We start from the raw sequence: 15,820 nt of genomic DNA, 5'->3' as shown, positions 1-15,820 counted from the left end.
GGTTATTTTTTATTATATTAATTTTTTAATTAGGCTGTTCCATCAACAACCACAATACTAGATATACAATAATTCCTGGAAATGCTGGTGTTAGCGATAAAATAACATATAGCACACGGCCTACAGCTGGATCCCAGCCATATTTTTCACAGAAGCCGGCGATTACCCCACCGATAACTTGGTTTGTTCTTGAACGTTTAATTGGAATATGCATTATTCTCACCCTCTATATATTATTCTGGATTCTCCATTAATAACCACAATACTAAATAAGCAATGATACCTGAGATCGGTGTGAAACTTATAATTACCCACAGAATTCTAGCAATAGCCGGATTCCAGTTGAAGTGTTCGGCGAGACCACCGACAACACCTGCCAAAATTTTATTATCACGCGAACGTTTAATTGGAATGTGCATAAGTAACTCCCCCTTATCTTTAATAACATAATAAGATATTGGCAGCTGTAAGTACATTTAAATTACTTACAGCTAACTTACATTTTTGTCACTTTGATTCCAACAAATAAAAAAAGGCCTTTCGGCCTAATTATTATTTCAATATTTTAAGATTCCAAGCTGGTACTTCGGAATCACCATAATACTTGTGATATAGCTTAGCAACTTCTTCTGATTGGTAAGCTTTGACAACTTTCTTGTAAACAGGGTTATCTTTGTCCTTCTTATTAGCCGAAATAACATTGACATAAGGCTTTGAAGCCTTACTTACTTTTTCAACATAAACTGCTTTTTTCGGATTCAACTTAGCATCACTGGCAACACCACTATTAACAACTGATGCTGTAACATCACCAAGTGAACGAGCTGTTTGGGCTGCATCTAATTCTGAGATCTTCAAGTTCAATTTATTCTCGATAATAGACTTCTTAGTTGGTAATACATCTTTATTAAGCTTGATCAAACCAGCACTTTGAAGTAGGGCCAACGCACGTCCTTCATTTGTAGCATCGTTAGGAAGAGCAATTTCATCACCTTCCTTTAATTCACTTAACTTAGTAATTTTCTTTGAATATAAAGCCATAGGTGCAATAGCTGTATCACCAATACCAACGATATTTGTGTGATGAGTCTTGTTCCAATTATCCATGAAGTAAACTGTTTGGAAGGAATTTAGATCAATTTGACCTTGATCCAAAGCTGTATTTGGTTGGCTGTAATCTGAGAATTCTACTAACTTAATTTTGATATTTTGTTTTTGTAATTTTTCATCAACTGTATTCCAGATTCGGTTATCTGATCCCATGATCCCGATTTTTACGGTTGTCATTTTATCTGACGCTGAGGCACTCTTGCCACAACCTGCTAATACAAAAATTGATAATGTTGTAAATAAAATTGCTAATATACCCTTAATTTTTTTATTCATAATCCGACGATCCTCCATTTTTTTGTAAACAAAAAGCCGCTCCTATATTTTATAGAAGCGACTAATCGCGGTACCATTCTAATTTTGTAACAAGCTTACACCTGTCACCTCACCGAGGAGCGCTAGATGCACTCTCCCAGTATGATAATGGGTACCAACCATCACATCCTAATCTAATCGACTCGGTGTACCAATCACAGGTCATTTTCATCTGAAGTCGTCTCCTCATCTCAACCAATTGAGGCTTTCTGCGCACAACAATCAAATTACTTCCCCTGATCATATTGTTTCAATATTTATAAAGCTTAAATGAAACCCGAATTAATGTTCTAGTTTTCTCACTGCGAAGTCTCCAAGACCTTGAATAACAAAAACCAAAACTAAGATCAAAAGCATAGATACGATGGTAACATCATTTTCAAATCGTTGATAACCAACGGATATGGCCATATTACCAAGACCACCACCACCAACAGCACCAGCCATGGCAGTCAAACCAATCAAACTAATAGTTGTTAAAGTTCCTGAACGGATAAGTTCTGGGAGTCCCTCTTTCAAATAAACTCTGAAGATTATTTGAATCGGCGACAATCCCATTGCCTCAGCTGCTTCGATGACACCTTGATCAACTTCTACCAGTGCCAATTGGACTTGTCTGGCGAAGAAAGGTGCTGTACCAATGACCAACGGAACCAAAGCACCTGTAGGTCCGATCGTTTGTCCAACAATCAATTTGGTAAATGGTCCGATGACCGCTAGTAAAATAATAAATGGTATGGAACGGAATAAGTTAACCAGCTTATCCAAGGTAGTATAGAACACCTTGTGAGGTGTAATACCATCTTCGGTTGTTACAACTAAGAGAATTCCTAAGATAATACCGATAACTCCGGCAAAGATTGCACTGACAAACGTCATGTATAGCGTCTGTTGAATGGCAACTACGAAACCATTGTCACCTTCCCAGTTAGCTACAACATTGGGTAAGTACGTATTTAAAAAATGTGTCATGAATTATTTACCCTCACTTTCTTTTAAATCAATTTCTTTAACGTTAATCTTCAAATCAGTTAGATATTGAATTGCTTTGTCGATCTTGTTCTGTTCACCCTCAAGGTCAAACAACATAATACCAACCGTTGTACCTTGAAGACGCTCAATATTACTAAAGAGAATATTTGCTTCAATATTGAATTTTTTGTACAACTCAATAATGATCGGCTCATTAGTAACATCGCCCATGAAGTTCAACTCAACCAAGTGACCTGAGATAGAATCAATGATTCCACTCTCCTTAACTTCATCCAGAACATTACTGATTTGTGTAGAAGTATTAACAAAGTCCTTAGTGAGCTTCTTCTTAGGATTGGCAAAGATCGTAAGTAAGTCGCCTTCCTCGATCAATTTACCCTCTTCCATGACCGCAACTCGATTACAGATTTGCTTGATAGCGTCCATTTCATGGGTAATAATGACGATCGTAATTCCTAATTCCTTATTCAATCTACCTAACAAACTCAAAATTTCAGTAGTTGTCTTAGGATCCAGCGCACTAGTAGCTTCATCAGAAATTAATATTTCTGGATCACTAGCTAACGCACGAGCGATAGCAACACGTTGCTTTTGTCCACCTGATAATTGTGATGGATAGTTATTAGCACGATCACTTAATCCAACTAGCTCTAGCAGATTATTGACCTTGTCTTTGCGTGCTTGCTTAGAAAGCTTGGAGTCACGTAATGGAAAAGCTACATTACCAAAAACAGTTAAAGATCTCATTAAATTAAAGTGCTGGAAAATCATTCCGATATTCTTGCGTGCCTTACGAAGATCTTTGGCACTCAATTCTGTTAACTTCTGGTCATTAACAATTACTTCACCAGCAGTTGGTTTTTGAAGGAGGTTGATAACACGTACTAATGTACTTTTACCAGCTCCGGAATATCCGATAACACCGAAGACATCACCCTTTTGTACATTGATTGAGACGTCTTTGACGGCCTCGATCGTCTTGCCTTCGTTATGAAATGTAACATCAATATTCTTTAGTTGTACTATCCCGTTCTTTTCTACCATAATTACTCCTTATTTATTTTGGCTAAAAATTCATCGAAGAAATCGATAAAGTCCAAATAATCTTTGATACGAATGTTTTCGTTAGGTGCATGTGCTCCACCTTTGGCATAACTAACACCAATTGAAACGATTGGGGCTTGTGCATATTTATTAACTACATACATTGGACCAGTACCAGGACTGGATGGTAACGCCTCTACCGCATCCTCACCACCATAGAAGTCCTTGGCAGTTTGAATCAAAGTATTAACGATTGGACTATCGAGATCCCAACGATATCCTCTTTCACCTAATAAATACTTAACTGATACATCACTGAATCCCTGTGACTCTAAATGCTTCGTTAACTTATCAAATATATCTTTTGGATCTTGATTTGGTACTAATCTGAATTCCAATTTGGCAACAGCAGCTTTCGGTGTAAAGGTTTTGACACCTTCACCTTCCCAACCACTAATGATTCCTTCTATATTAACCGTTGGTTTGAAGGTCAAATTATAATTTACAGATTCATTCTTAAGCAATGGGACTTTCAAGCCCCACTTCTTAGTTAAATCAGGTTCAATTGTTTTGGCAACTAATTCTTTTTCACGTTCACTTGGTTCAACGACATCATCGTAGAAACCTGGAACTTTGATAGTACCATCTGTATCACGTAATGCATCGATTGCCTTAGTCAATCTCCAAGTAGCACTATCAACAACCGCTGCAAGTGATGAATGAAGATCGATATCAGCTGATAAGGCTGAAAGTTCAAAACACAATATTCCTTTATTACCACCAGTAATACTGAATTGTTCATGCTCATTCTTACTTCCGGATTCCCAGATGATCAAGTCATTAGCAAGTTTGTCACCATACTTCTTGAGGTAATCAACTAAGTGTTCACTAGCAACTTCTTCCTCACCTTCAACCAAGAACTTGATGTTACAAGGCAAGTCGCCGTGCTTTTGACGATAGATCTTCAATGCGGTGATACGACTGATCAAGTCTGACTTACAATCAGAAGCACCTCGTCCGATGAACTTATCGTCTGTTATCTTCAGCTCAAATGGATCTGAATTCCATAACTCAATTGGTTCTTCTGGCTGAACATCATAGTGATTGTAGATAAGAATTGTTGTCTTGCTGGGCTTCTCAGGTTTGGCCTCTGCGAATACTACTGGATGTTTATAATCATTCCAGATAGTTGCATCGGCTCCGAAGTCAGTCAACAATTTCTTGAGGAATTCGGCCGTCTCATTAATAGATTGATGCTTTGCGGATACTGATGGTAGAGCAATATATTGCTTCAGTTCTTCGATTGATTCTTGAATCAATGGATCATCTAACTTTGACATTTGAATTCCTCCTGATTTTTGTATTTCTTCTATTATTTAAGATCTACCTTCCATGCTGGAACTGCGTTACCGCCATAGACCTTACTAATAGCCTTCTCAACGTTCTTCTTGTGGAAATCTTGAACTACTTTCTTATAAGTCTTGTTATCTTTATCTTTCTTTTGTGTAGCAATCAAGTTGATCCATGGTTTAGATGCCTTGTTTACTTTTTCTCTATAAATGGCTTTCTTAGGATTCAACTTGGCATCACTGGCAACATTAGCGTTAACTACTGAAGCGTCGACATCACCAAGTGAACGTGCGGTTTGGTTAGCGTCAAGCAAGGTTAATTTCAAGTTAAGTTTATTACTAGTTACATCCTTAACAGATGCTAGTTTCACACCTTTTTTCAATGTAATGAGTCCGGCTGATTGTAATAATTCAAGAGCTCTGCTTTCGTTAGTTGTATCATTTGGAAGAGAAACTTTGGCGCCATCCTTTAGATCACTGAGTGATGTAACTTTGTTAGAATACAATGCCATCGGTTGAATGATGGTTACACCAATTGAAACGAGATCTGTATGATGTGCTTTGTTCCATGCATCTAAGAAATATTTGTGTTGATATGCATTGATATCAAGTTCGCCTTGAGCTAGGGCGGTATTGGGTTGATTGTAATCGTTAAATGTCACGATTTTGATATTGATGTTATCTTTCTTGGCATTTTGTTTTACAACCTTCCAGATTGGCTCATCTGATGCACTGATACCTACCTTGACAGTTTGTTCCTTGCTGCTCTGGTTACCACAACCGGCTAATACAAAGATAAATAATGCTGTGAATGCTATTAATAGTAATCTACTTAGTTTCTTGAAATTTCTCATACGCTTCCCCACCTAATTTTCGTTTTTAACTCATAGTTTTGTATTCCAAGCTGGTACGGCCGAACCACCGTAAACCTTTTTAATTTCTTTTGAGACTGCTTTTGTTTGGAAAGCTTTAACAACCTTCTTGTAAGTCTTGTTGTCTTTGTCTTTCTTATTAGTTGCAATGAAGTTGATCCATGGTTTAGTACTTTCGTTGATCTTTTCTGTGTATAAGGCTGCTGATGGTTTCAACTTAGCATCACTTGCGTAGTTACCATTAACAACTGCAACTGTTACATCATCTAATGAACGTGCTGTTTGTGCAGCATCTAGAAGTGTGAACTTCAAGTTTAGTTTGTTCTCTGAAACGTTCTTAACTGTAGCAAGTTTGGTCTTATTATCAAGTTTGATAAGTCCGGCATTCTCAAGTAATACAAGAGCTCTACTTTCGTTTGATGCATCATTAGGAAGAGCTACCTTATCGCCATCCTTCAAAGCATTGATGTTCTTGATCTTATTTGAGTAGATTGCCATTGGTTGAATAACTGTGTTACCAATAGGAACAATATCTGTATGATGTGCTTTGTTCCAGGCATCTAAGAAATACTTGTGTTGATATGCGTTAATATCTAGTTCACCTTGTGATAAGGCTGTGTTTGGTTGATTGTAATCACTGAATTCAGTAATTTTTAGGTTGATGCCTTCTTTTTTGACATTCGCCTTAACGATTTTCCAAATTGGAGCATCTGTTGGATTGATACCAACCTTTACGGTCGTGTCTTTGCTTTGGCTACCACAACCGGCTAGTACGAATACGAATAAAGCTGTACAGGCTAGCAATAAAACTCTTGTTACTTTCTTAAATCTTGTCATAATGTTTCCCCCACCTTTAAATACTTTTCTCGTGATCTCTAACAAATACCTATTTCTAACAAACAAAAAAAGCCGCTTCTAAAGACGAACATTAATTGTTCATTTTTAGAAGCGGCTTCCCGCGGTACCATTCTAATTCAGGATATGCTTACACTTATCCCCTCTACAACGTACGGAATATAATTCTATACGCGTGTACTGTAAAGGGTACCAACCATTGCCTCTTTATCCCGAAGGACTCAGCGCACCAATCACAGGTCATTTTCGTTCAAGTCCGCGTCCCCTTCTCAGCTACTGAGGCTTTCTGTACTTTGGATATTGAACTACTTCCCCTGATCAAATTGTTTGAAATAGTTATTTGTTATTAATCGTTGAAATGATAATACAATTTGAAAACGATAATGTCAACAGATAAAATTAAATTCTTTTCACTTGCTTTTTAATGTTTTCATTTCCAAATCCATGACTTCATTATAGCTAGTTTTTCTAATTTGAAAAGTATTTTTTTATATTCTATCGTTATAACGGTCTAAAATTGTTGTTAAATCAACACTTTTGAAATTAAATTTATTATCTGATAAACCATTTATCTGGTATGATCATCATTGATATCAATATATTTATTAGAAATAACAATATATTTTCTAATGAAAACAAAAAAGCCGCCTATTAAGCGACTCAATAAAATTCATATTATGCAATTACTTCAACAGATGCTGTTGTAACACCGTATGAAGGAATTGAAGAACTTGGCATAGCAACATCTAATTGTTGTGAATTAGAGTTAGCAAATGTACCTGTATCATTAACTGTTCTGTACATTACTGTACCGTCTGACAATGTGATCTTCAATTGTGTACCCTTAGGGAACACTGATAGGTTAGCGGCAACACCACTGTAACCCATGTTTGAACCTAATACGGCTGGATCATAGAAGCTGATCTTGAATGTTCCTTTTGAAGTACCTGTTGTGGCAGTCGTTGATTGTGTTGATGTTGTAGCTGCTTGAGTAGTTGTATTTGTAGTTGCGGCAGTTGCAGTTGCTGCTGATGTATCAGTTGATGTTGTATTTGCTGTAGCTGATGGTAATGTGATTGTTTCACCAGGGTAGATCAAATCAAATCCACCGACTGTTCTACCATTTGCTTGTTCTAGTGCTGAAACTGTTGTGCTGTTTTCAGCAGCAATACTCTTATATGTATCACCCTTCTCTACTGTAACGTGTGTACTATCAACTGTAGTAGCGGCGTCAACGGTGTTTGCTGTTGTTGCTCCTAATGCTGTTAATACGATTGTACTTACTAATGCGATAGATAATACTTTTTTCATAAATTAAATTACATCCTTATGTTTAGATTGTTTAGCTCTCATTGCTATGATGCTATACTAACAGCCCTATGTTACATAGCCACCACCTCAGAGTTACAGTTTGGTCGACTTTTGTAACCTTAGTAACACTCCTGCAATAAGAAATGCTGTAATACCTGCTACAATAGGATTCTCAAATTTATGAAAACGTTAAAACAAGATTGTCTTACTCCATATATTATGCTATACTATTAGTCATGCAGAATAGAAAACATAAGTTTTACCTTAAACTACTAATAATGGTCCTTGCATTAGAGCTTATTGCGTTCAGTCTTAATATGTTCTTCGAACCCAATAAGGTAGCCGCAGGTGGTGCCACCGGTATAGCAATTCTACTATACGAGGGGTGGTCAGTTCCGACGTCTTTATCGGTTTTCATTATTAATATCATTATGTTGATCTTCTCGTATTTCCACTTAGATAAGATTACTACTCTTAAATTAACCTTTGGTAGTTTTCTCCTTCCAGTACTATTGTTCATCACTCCAGTCTACAACCTAGTTCCTGGTAACAAGATCCTAGCCATTGTTATTGGAAGTATAACCTTTGGAATTGGACTGGCAGTTTTATACACGCTGGATATGTCAAGTGGTGGTACGACCGTTCCACCAATGATCATTCATAAGAATTTTGGAATCGATAAATACATCAGCTTATTTATTATTGATGGCATCGTCTGCTTAGGAAATATTGCCTTAACCGGCATGTTATCGTTCTTCCTAGCAGTTATGTCTGTGGCAATTTCAAGTATGGCCATTAAACTTTGTACTATTATAGAAGATAGATTAGTAACAAATTAATCTACACACAAAAAGAGGTCCAATGACCTATGCTCCAAAGCACTGTTTTAGAGTATAGGCCAATAGGCCTCTTTCTTTTTGCTATTTTACGTTTAGCTGGCTTTTACCAGTAACCTTGTTATTAGCCAAAGTTATCTTGATGTAAGTTGCCTGATCATCAATCTTCTCTTCAACATCAGATGTGTACATCAACGTTATCACACCATTTGTTTCAGTATAATTATCAGGATTACCCAAAAGATCAATCACTTGTTCGTAATTATAATCTGTCTTGACCATATCAAAATCCTTCATAGTCAAATCATTTCGTCGATCTATATCCAATCCCTTGATCGATTTACTGACTGCCTTGCCGTTTTTAAAATTGACATCAATAACAACATCATCGTCTAATCCCTTCAAGTCACTCCAACTAAGTGTCGCATTATCGTTGTCTCCACTATTAGTACTCATAGCAGCCTGTCCAAACTGGCTTTCAATGAATCTACGATCATTACCATTGGCACCCAACTTGATTGCATTGAACTTATCAATGATAGACGTTTTGGAATCCGCCGTCCTTTTGAATAGATTCTCTTGCGTATATGACTCTTCATCAGCCTTATCATCATACGTATTTTCAACTACAAAGGCAGTGGCGGTAATCACCACCAGCATAGCTATTGCGGTAAGCCAGAACCATCTCTTCTTATAAAAAGGTTTTACCATCAAAAATACCTCCATAATTGTTAGATACAACTCAATTCTAGCAACTATGGAGGTATTTCGCATTATTAATGAACTATTAGTAATTAGTTATCAGACTTCATCTGTACCTAACAAATTAGGATGGTAAGACGAAGTTGAATAATTAGCGTTCAGATGGCGAATATTATATTTGATTGCCCAATCGATCACGGCACGATTGACATAACCCTTGTGCCTAAAGACATTCGACATCGCAAATTTGATATTACGGTCATTTAAAGAATCTAGGAAATCATACAAACCGTTCTCTTGTTCTTGAGTCCAACTACCGAAGCCACGATTTCCATCATTGTAAGTCCCGTCACTGATTAAATATGGCGGATCAACATATACCAATGAATCCTGGGTTAAATTAGATGTGTCAAAATCACTAAAGTAGTCAGACGTGAATGTAGCATTGATCTTATGTAATTGTGTAACAAACTCACGTAAGTTTTCGCGCATATTATTAGAGAAACGACTACGTTTGCGACCGAACGGATTATTGTATTTCATATCCTGATTAAACCTTATTTGATAGTTAAAACTAAATGAGGACAAAATATACAAGTCCAAAGGATTAGGATTCTCATTATAATCATCCCTTAGTTGCAAGAACCCTTTCTCATTTTCTTTACTCAAATGATACTTATTGATTTGTGCGTTGATTCGTTCGAGAATCTCATCAAATTGATGTGTCTGAAAATATTTGAACATATCAATAACTCGATCATTCACATCATTAAAGTAGTACTTCTGCGCTTTAACGTTGATTCCAACATTAGCACCGCCACTGAATAGGTCGACCATAATATCAATATTATGTGGAAACTCTGGAATCAATTGTGATAATAATTTATATTTTCCACCAACATAATTTAGTGGACTCTTAATATACCTGGGTTCATCCTTTGGCATCTCGACAGATTGAATCTGCAACAAGTCATTATCCTCTTGATGCTTAGTTCTGAAATAATACAGCAGTTCACTCAACTGCTTCTTATTAGTAGAAACTTTTGAATTATACTTTTTAAACGGAATTTCAACAACTTCAATAGTACCATCAACCGCTACTTCTTTGATCAATGACATTAACTCATCTACGGGAATAATTCCATCGGTCGAATAACTCAACAATACATGTGTGAATTTAAGATTCTTGAGCAAATCTTCCATCGTATCCTTGGCTTTATTCTTAGCTGAATAAGCTGACTTCAAGTCCGTATAATCTCTCACACCGCTCACACCATGAATCTTAGGATCGTCAAATCGAGCAATTGTCTCAAGCAGATGATAATTTGAACCGTATTGTCGGATGTTATACGGCGTATCGATATAAACAATATCTCCATGGATTCTTTTGACTAGTTCATTAGCGTCCTCATTATAAGCACGGTTTTGCTGCTTATTATTGTGAATCTTCTGTGGTTCCAGCTTCAATGGCTTACTAGCGCGTTTATCGTTGAAGTTCTTCAAGTATGCTCCATAGGTTCCTGTTGTATTAGAAATATATGGTACGGCCTCAATCAAGCAAGCTAATAAATAAAAATATTCATTGTCAGTTATGTCATTATCGTCACGCCACTTCTGAATCGTGGTTCTAACGAAGTCAATTCGTTTGGCATTGGCAACTGTAAAATACATTCGCTTATCTTTGCCCGCTGTGGAGTAATTTTTGGTTATAAAATCACCTTTATAATTGGATACATCATACTGATTAAAATAATCAAATGGATTATGGATACCAAATTTAAATAACCCTGTGAAGTCTGGTTGACTGTTCAGGACAATTTCACCTTTTGACAAAGCATATGAGAAATAAAGCAAATCATTAGTCACAATTGAATATCGTGACTTGAAGTATTCACTAACAACATTAGATCCTGAAAAAATATCCGCAAAACTTTTTTCAGAACCGTTTAAATGTTTCGTTAGTAACTTATCTATTTGATCCAACAACCGCGTCTTACTTCCAATAAATCTCATATGCTATCCCTCGTATTCCTTCTACTTAATATAATGATAACATGCAAAAGATACTATTCATTTGCTAAATCATCATAAATTCGTTATTATTATAGGGAACATCTTGGGGATGTTCTGGATTCGACATGTGTAATAGCGTGTAGGCTGCACTTCGGTTTTCGTGTTCCGTAAAAACACACAGTTTATTATAACTGCAAAAAATAATAATTCTTACGCACTAGCTGCCTAAAAACAGTCTAGTCGTGATCCGTCTGACTTTGCTCAAGGGTCAGAGCCGGGTCTCAAATTAATTGAGCTACGTTTGATTTGTCCAGCCTGAACAAGTTAAAAAGAGATTAATCGGGGTTAGCCGCTGTGGCTAGCCAGGTTGTGCGGCGTTCATAGTGGCGAAATTCTAAATAGTACAACTATGAGTGTAGAAGTTTACATAGCATTACGCTTGGACAGGGGTTCGATTCCCCTCATCTCCATAAAAAAGTCTCAAATCGTTGATATACAGCGATTTGAGACTTTTTTTATTGTGATTTATCAACCTAAAAAATGGGCAAAAGTTCCACTTTCCAACAAAATACCAGTACCAATAAAGATATAAACTATCGCAGTTATATATCTTCCCCACTTCTCCAATAAATCTGCTACTTTAGGTATCCTAACCAATAAATTTCCGATATAACAAAATATGGTCAACATAAAAAAGAACGTAATCAAAATTATGATCAAACTAGTAAGGTTGGATTGAACAAATATAGGAACATAAATTCCGATATTATCAGCCCCACAAGTAGCAACAGTTATCAATGCCACATTTAAAACTACACTGGATTGCTTCTTCATGCCGTTCTCAACAGCATCATCGTCATCATTCTCACCAAACAATAATAACTTAACTCCCATTAATACTGGAATTATACCCAGGAGTCCCAACATCCAATCTTCAGGCACAAATCCTAAAATAATTGCCAATACTAAACTACTTATTACTAATATTGAAGTTCCCAGAATGTCCCCCAAATATACCAACCATTTTTGATTTGATTTAGTAGAACCAAAGATAACCATTAAAATTATTAAATAGTCTATACTGGTAGATATATATGCTGTTACACCAGTTAAAATTGCTTTTAACATTTTATTACCCCGTTTCAAGTTATTTCATATGATAACATTGTCATATGAAGCTTTCAACATATGTAGGAGGGATTATTTTGAATGACATCAAGCTCATTGAGCCTAAACTATTAGAGGAATCACAAAGAATAATGAGAATACTCAATAACCCTATCAGGTTACAGATGTTGAATATTCTCGAACAAAAGGAAATGAATGTCAGTGAAATAGTTGATTTGCTGGGAATTGAACAATCCGCCGTCTCTCACCAATTAGCACTATTGAGGCAATATCAACTAGTCAGTGCAAAAAAATTGGGTAAGTCTAACTATTACAAACTTAATGATCCACATATTTTGGACGTTATTAACGAAACTCTAGAACATGCAGATCACGTAATGCGGGGAAAGAAGCATGGCGAATAAAAAAATAATTCATCAATGGTGGTTCTGGCTCTTCGTACTGATTATTATCGGGACAATTGGCGTTTACTATGTAAATAACAATCACACCCCTACAAATACTGATAATAAAGTTGCCAAAATAACTAAGAAAAGGCCAAAACCCGTAAAGAAATCAAAACCAGTCACTGAAAAACGTACACCTGAAGAAGAACAAACTTTTATTGAACGTGCTGGTCAAGCATTTGGACAAGAGGATTCACAGACGATCCAGAAATACGTAGGAAGTATGTATTCATCCGCCTATGTTGATGGATTAGGCATGACATACACTTGGAAAACCAGCGACGCCAAGTATATCAGAGTCGATAATACTGACAATGGCATTACCTCTGTCTATCTATACGATGATAATGCTGAGAATCATCTCGGTAAAAATCTTTATCAAGGCGAAACTATCAAACAGATGGCCCCGCGTGACAACTATAATCAATAAATTTTAAATATTCTTATTCCGACAATATACAATTAATATGTTGATAACGTTTTCGAAATGACATACCCTTAAATTGGAGTTTATATTTAATTACAATTATTTTCATAAATATACGGGAGGTTTTTGTATGTCAAAAAAGAAAATCATTATTGTTGGAGCATCACATGGTGGTCATCAATCAATCATTGAATTGCTGAATCGCTATGACGATGTGGATATCACTTTGTTTGAAGCCGGTGATTTTATCTCATTCATGTCATGTGGAATGGAACTATTCTTGGAAGATAGCGTCACAAATGTTAACGATGTTAGAAACTTCAGCGAAAAGAGTTTCCCACAAGAGAACGTCCATATCATGAACAACCATCTAGTTCAAAAAATCAACGCTGACGACAAGACTGTATCTGTTCTGGATTCAACAACTAATGAATCTAAGAATTATGAATATGACAAATTGATCCTGAGTTCTGGAGTAACCCCTAAGTCACTACCTATTCCTGGAAATGACCTAGAGAATGTCTATCTAATGCGTGGATACGACTGGGCAACTAAGATCAAAGCCAAACTAAATGATCCCGAAACCAAGCATATTACGGTTGTTGGTGCTGGTTATATCGGTATTGAAGCCGCCGAAGCCGCAACCAAAGCTGGCAAAGAAGTTACTTTGATGGATGTTATCGATCGTCCACTTGGTACATATCTTGATGAAGATATGACTTCCATCCTTGAGAAGCACCTTATCAAAAATGGTGTCGATGTTGTCATGAACGCTCAACTTGAAGAGTATGTCGGTGATGGCAAAGTAACTGCTGTCAAAACTAAAACTGGTGAATACCCAACTGACCTGGTTATCCAAGCTGCTGGTGTTAAACCAAATACTGATTGGCTCAAGGGTGTTGTTGATCTTGATGATCGTGGTTGGATCAAGACCGACGAATACTTACGTACTAACGTACCAGACGTATACGCAATGGGTGATGCAACTCTTGCTTATTCCATCCCTGCCGAAACTCACGTACCAATTGCCTTAGCAACCGTTGTACGTCGTGAAGCAAGATACGTTATCAGTCATTTATTCGAAGATACACCTGCTGTACCGTTCAAAGGTGTTGTTGGTTCATCTGCTCTCAGCGTCTTCGACTATCACTTCGCCGAAAGTGGCTTGAACTCATTCACTGCTAAACGTGCTGGCGTAGAAATTGCCACATCATTCTACAGTGATACACTACGTCCAATCTACGTACCGGCCGACAAGGGTAATACCAAGGTTCACGTATACTTGGCATACAATCCTGACAGTCACCAAATCTTAGGTGGTGCAGTTCTATCCAAGTACGACATTACTGCTCAAGGAAACGTCCTAGCCTTAGCAATTGAAAACAAACTAAGTCTTGAAGATTTAGCTGATGCTGACTTCTTCTTCCAACCAGGATTCGATCGTCAATGGAGTTTGTTGAACTTGGCTGCTCAACATGCTTTGCACGAAGATAAATTCTAATATAACCGAATAAAAAATCCTGAATTCAAAAGAATTCAGGATTTTTACTACCTATTACCAAGGTTGATCTGTTGGTCCAACTGTAAACTCATTAACATTGGTATCTTCTGGTTGATCGATTGCGAACGCCACAACATTAGCGATACGATCTGGTCCAATTTGATATTGGTCATATAGACTTTCCATTCCCTTAGCGGCATCTTTGTCAGTAATTGTATTTAACAATTCTGTCTTAATAGCAGCTGGATAAATAGTAGCAGTACGGATATGACTGTTTTCTTGAGCGGATTCCATACGAAGAACTTCCATCAAATCACGGACAGCCCACTTAGTAGCTCCGTATACTGCACCACCTGGATATGCCTTCAAACCAGCAACTGATGAAGTTGCGATAACATGTCCCGATTTTTGAGACTTAAATGTTGGAAGCACAGCCGCAATACCATTCAAGACACCTTTGATATTAACATCAACCATTTGATTCCATTCATTGGTCTTCAAGTCTGATAGTGGTGAATTTGGCATCAGACCAGCGTTCAAGAACATGACGTCAACCTTACCAAATTTTTCCTTGGCCAAACTAACTAATCTCTCATTATCCTCTGGTTTAGTAACGTCAGTTACTGCGTAAGTTGCTTCACCACCATTAGCGATGATATCGTCCGCAATATTCTTTAATTTTTCTTCTCGCCTTGCACCGAGAACGATTTTTGCACCTTTACTTGCTAAAAGTTTGGCAGATGCTTCACCAATTCCTGATGAAGCTCCTGTAATAATTACTACTTTACCTTTAATTGCCATAACCATTCTCCTTGTCGTTAATTAATAAATTCAATATAAACCTTCAAGTGTACTTTAAGGCAAATGATTTTTTTTAATTTTCATTAATAAATTATAAAAAAATACGACTTATTTCCA

17 protein-coding genes and 1 other RNA gene are annotated in these 15,820 nt (G+C 36.8%); 5 read left to right on the top strand and 13 right to left on the bottom strand.

Annotated features, from left to right (window positions below; translation table 11 throughout):
- Window positions 1-25 precede the first annotated feature (25 nt).
- The 9 genes from JCM14932_RS11700 to JCM14932_RS11660 all read right to left on the bottom strand — a co-directional run bounded on the left by JCM14932_RS11700 (window position 26) and on the right by JCM14932_RS11660 (window position 7,849).
- A complete protein-coding gene (locus JCM14932_RS11700; protein WP_025025016.1) occupies window positions 26-214 on the bottom strand; it encodes a PspC domain-containing protein in 189 nt (62 codons plus the stop codon).
- 19 nt (window positions 215-233) lie between these two features.
- Window positions 234-419, bottom strand: a complete 186-nt coding sequence (locus JCM14932_RS11695; RefSeq protein WP_025025015.1) for a PspC domain-containing protein — start codon at window positions 417-419, stop codon at window positions 234-236.
- Between the two features lie 133 nt (window positions 420-552).
- A complete protein-coding gene (locus JCM14932_RS11690; RefSeq protein WP_025025014.1) occupies window positions 553-1,374 on the bottom strand; it encodes a MetQ/NlpA family ABC transporter substrate-binding protein in 822 nt (273 codons plus the stop codon).
- 333 nt (window positions 1,375-1,707) lie between these two features.
- Complete coding sequence (locus JCM14932_RS11685) at window positions 1,708-2,397, bottom strand: methionine ABC transporter permease (protein ID WP_025025013.1); 690 nt, start codon at window positions 2,395-2,397, stop codon at window positions 1,708-1,710.
- A gap of 3 nt (window positions 2,398-2,400) precedes the next feature.
- Window positions 2,401-3,462, bottom strand: a complete 1,062-nt coding sequence (locus JCM14932_RS11680; protein WP_034543348.1) for a methionine ABC transporter ATP-binding protein — start codon at window positions 3,460-3,462, stop codon at window positions 2,401-2,403.
- A 2-nt stretch (window positions 3,463-3,464) separates the two neighbouring features.
- Window positions 3,465-4,802 carry a M20/M25/M40 family metallo-hydrolase gene (locus tag JCM14932_RS11675; protein WP_025025011.1) on the bottom strand — a complete coding sequence of 446 codons (1,338 nt, stop codon included), beginning with the start codon at window positions 4,800-4,802 and terminating at the stop codon, window positions 3,465-3,467.
- Between the two features lie 32 nt (window positions 4,803-4,834).
- Window positions 4,835-5,665 (bottom strand): MetQ/NlpA family ABC transporter substrate-binding protein, encoded by an 831-nt coding sequence (locus JCM14932_RS11670; protein ID WP_025025010.1) that lies wholly within the window; start codon window positions 5,663-5,665, stop codon window positions 4,835-4,837.
- Between the two features lie 30 nt (window positions 5,666-5,695).
- Entirely contained in the window at window positions 5,696-6,520 is an 825-nt protein-coding gene (locus tag JCM14932_RS11665) for a MetQ/NlpA family ABC transporter substrate-binding protein (RefSeq protein WP_025025009.1), read from the bottom strand.
- 693 nt (window positions 6,521-7,213) lie between these two features.
- On the bottom strand, window positions 7,214-7,849 hold the full coding sequence (locus JCM14932_RS11660) for a LysM peptidoglycan-binding domain-containing protein (RefSeq protein WP_025025008.1): 636 nt from the start codon (window positions 7,847-7,849) through the stop codon (window positions 7,214-7,216).
- Between the two features lie 236 nt (window positions 7,850-8,085).
- Between JCM14932_RS11660 and JCM14932_RS11655 the strand changes: the two genes are divergently transcribed.
- Window positions 8,086-8,688: a YitT family protein gene (locus JCM14932_RS11655; protein WP_025025007.1), complete on the top strand. Its 603-nt coding sequence runs from the start codon at window positions 8,086-8,088 to the stop codon at window positions 8,686-8,688.
- Window positions 8,689-8,769: 81 nt separating this feature from the next.
- Here the strand turns inward: JCM14932_RS11655 and JCM14932_RS15485 are convergent, their stop codons facing one another.
- Window positions 8,770-9,396, bottom strand: a complete 627-nt coding sequence (locus JCM14932_RS15485; RefSeq protein WP_034543346.1) for a DUF3862 domain-containing protein — start codon at window positions 9,394-9,396, stop codon at window positions 8,770-8,772.
- A gap of 90 nt (window positions 9,397-9,486) precedes the next feature.
- A complete protein-coding gene (locus tag JCM14932_RS15480) occupies window positions 9,487-11,400 on the bottom strand; it encodes a Dam family site-specific DNA-(adenine-N6)-methyltransferase (protein ID WP_034543345.1) in 1,914 nt (637 codons plus the stop codon).
- Between the two features lie 105 nt (window positions 11,401-11,505).
- On the opposite strand from JCM14932_RS15480, the gene ssrA reads away from it, so the two are divergent.
- Window positions 11,506-11,873: a transfer-messenger RNA gene (gene ssrA, locus JCM14932_RS16405) on the top strand.
- A gap of 55 nt (window positions 11,874-11,928) precedes the next feature.
- Here the strand turns inward: ssrA and JCM14932_RS11645 are convergent.
- Complete coding sequence (locus tag JCM14932_RS11645) at window positions 11,929-12,528, bottom strand: cadmium resistance transporter (protein WP_025025006.1); 600 nt, start codon at window positions 12,526-12,528, stop codon at window positions 11,929-11,931.
- Between the two features lie 71 nt (window positions 12,529-12,599).
- On the opposite strand from JCM14932_RS11645, the gene JCM14932_RS11640 reads away from it, so the two are divergent.
- The 3 genes from JCM14932_RS11640 (at window position 12,600) to JCM14932_RS11630 (ending at window position 14,902) form a co-directional block, all read left to right on the top strand.
- Window positions 12,600-12,932, top strand: coding sequence for an ArsR/SmtB family transcription factor (locus JCM14932_RS11640; protein WP_025025005.1), 333 nt, complete (start codon window positions 12,600-12,602; stop codon window positions 12,930-12,932).
- A complete protein-coding gene (locus JCM14932_RS11635) occupies window positions 12,922-13,404 on the top strand; it encodes a hypothetical protein (protein WP_025025004.1) in 483 nt (160 codons plus the stop codon). The genes JCM14932_RS11640 and JCM14932_RS11635 overlap by 11 nt, the downstream gene beginning before the upstream one ends.
- Before the next feature lie 127 nt (window positions 13,405-13,531).
- Window positions 13,532-14,902 (top strand): FAD-dependent oxidoreductase, encoded by a 1,371-nt coding sequence (locus JCM14932_RS11630; RefSeq protein WP_025025003.1) that lies wholly within the window; start codon window positions 13,532-13,534, stop codon window positions 14,900-14,902.
- A gap of 54 nt (window positions 14,903-14,956) precedes the next feature.
- On the opposite strand, the gene JCM14932_RS11625 is transcribed toward JCM14932_RS11630, so the two are convergent.
- Window positions 14,957-15,703: an SDR family oxidoreductase gene (locus JCM14932_RS11625; protein ID WP_025025002.1), complete on the bottom strand. Its 747-nt coding sequence runs from the start codon at window positions 15,701-15,703 to the stop codon at window positions 14,957-14,959.
- Between the last annotated feature and the right edge of the window lie 117 nt (window positions 15,704-15,820).

Origin of the sequence: Companilactobacillus nodensis DSM 19682 = JCM 14932 = NBRC 107160, from assembly GCF_000615905.1 — a bacterium.
Classification (GTDB): Bacteria; Bacillota; Bacilli; order Lactobacillales; family Lactobacillaceae; genus Companilactobacillus; species Companilactobacillus nodensis.
Note: the sequence above shows the minus strand (reverse complement) of the source record. Positions and strands in the feature narration are given on the sequence as shown.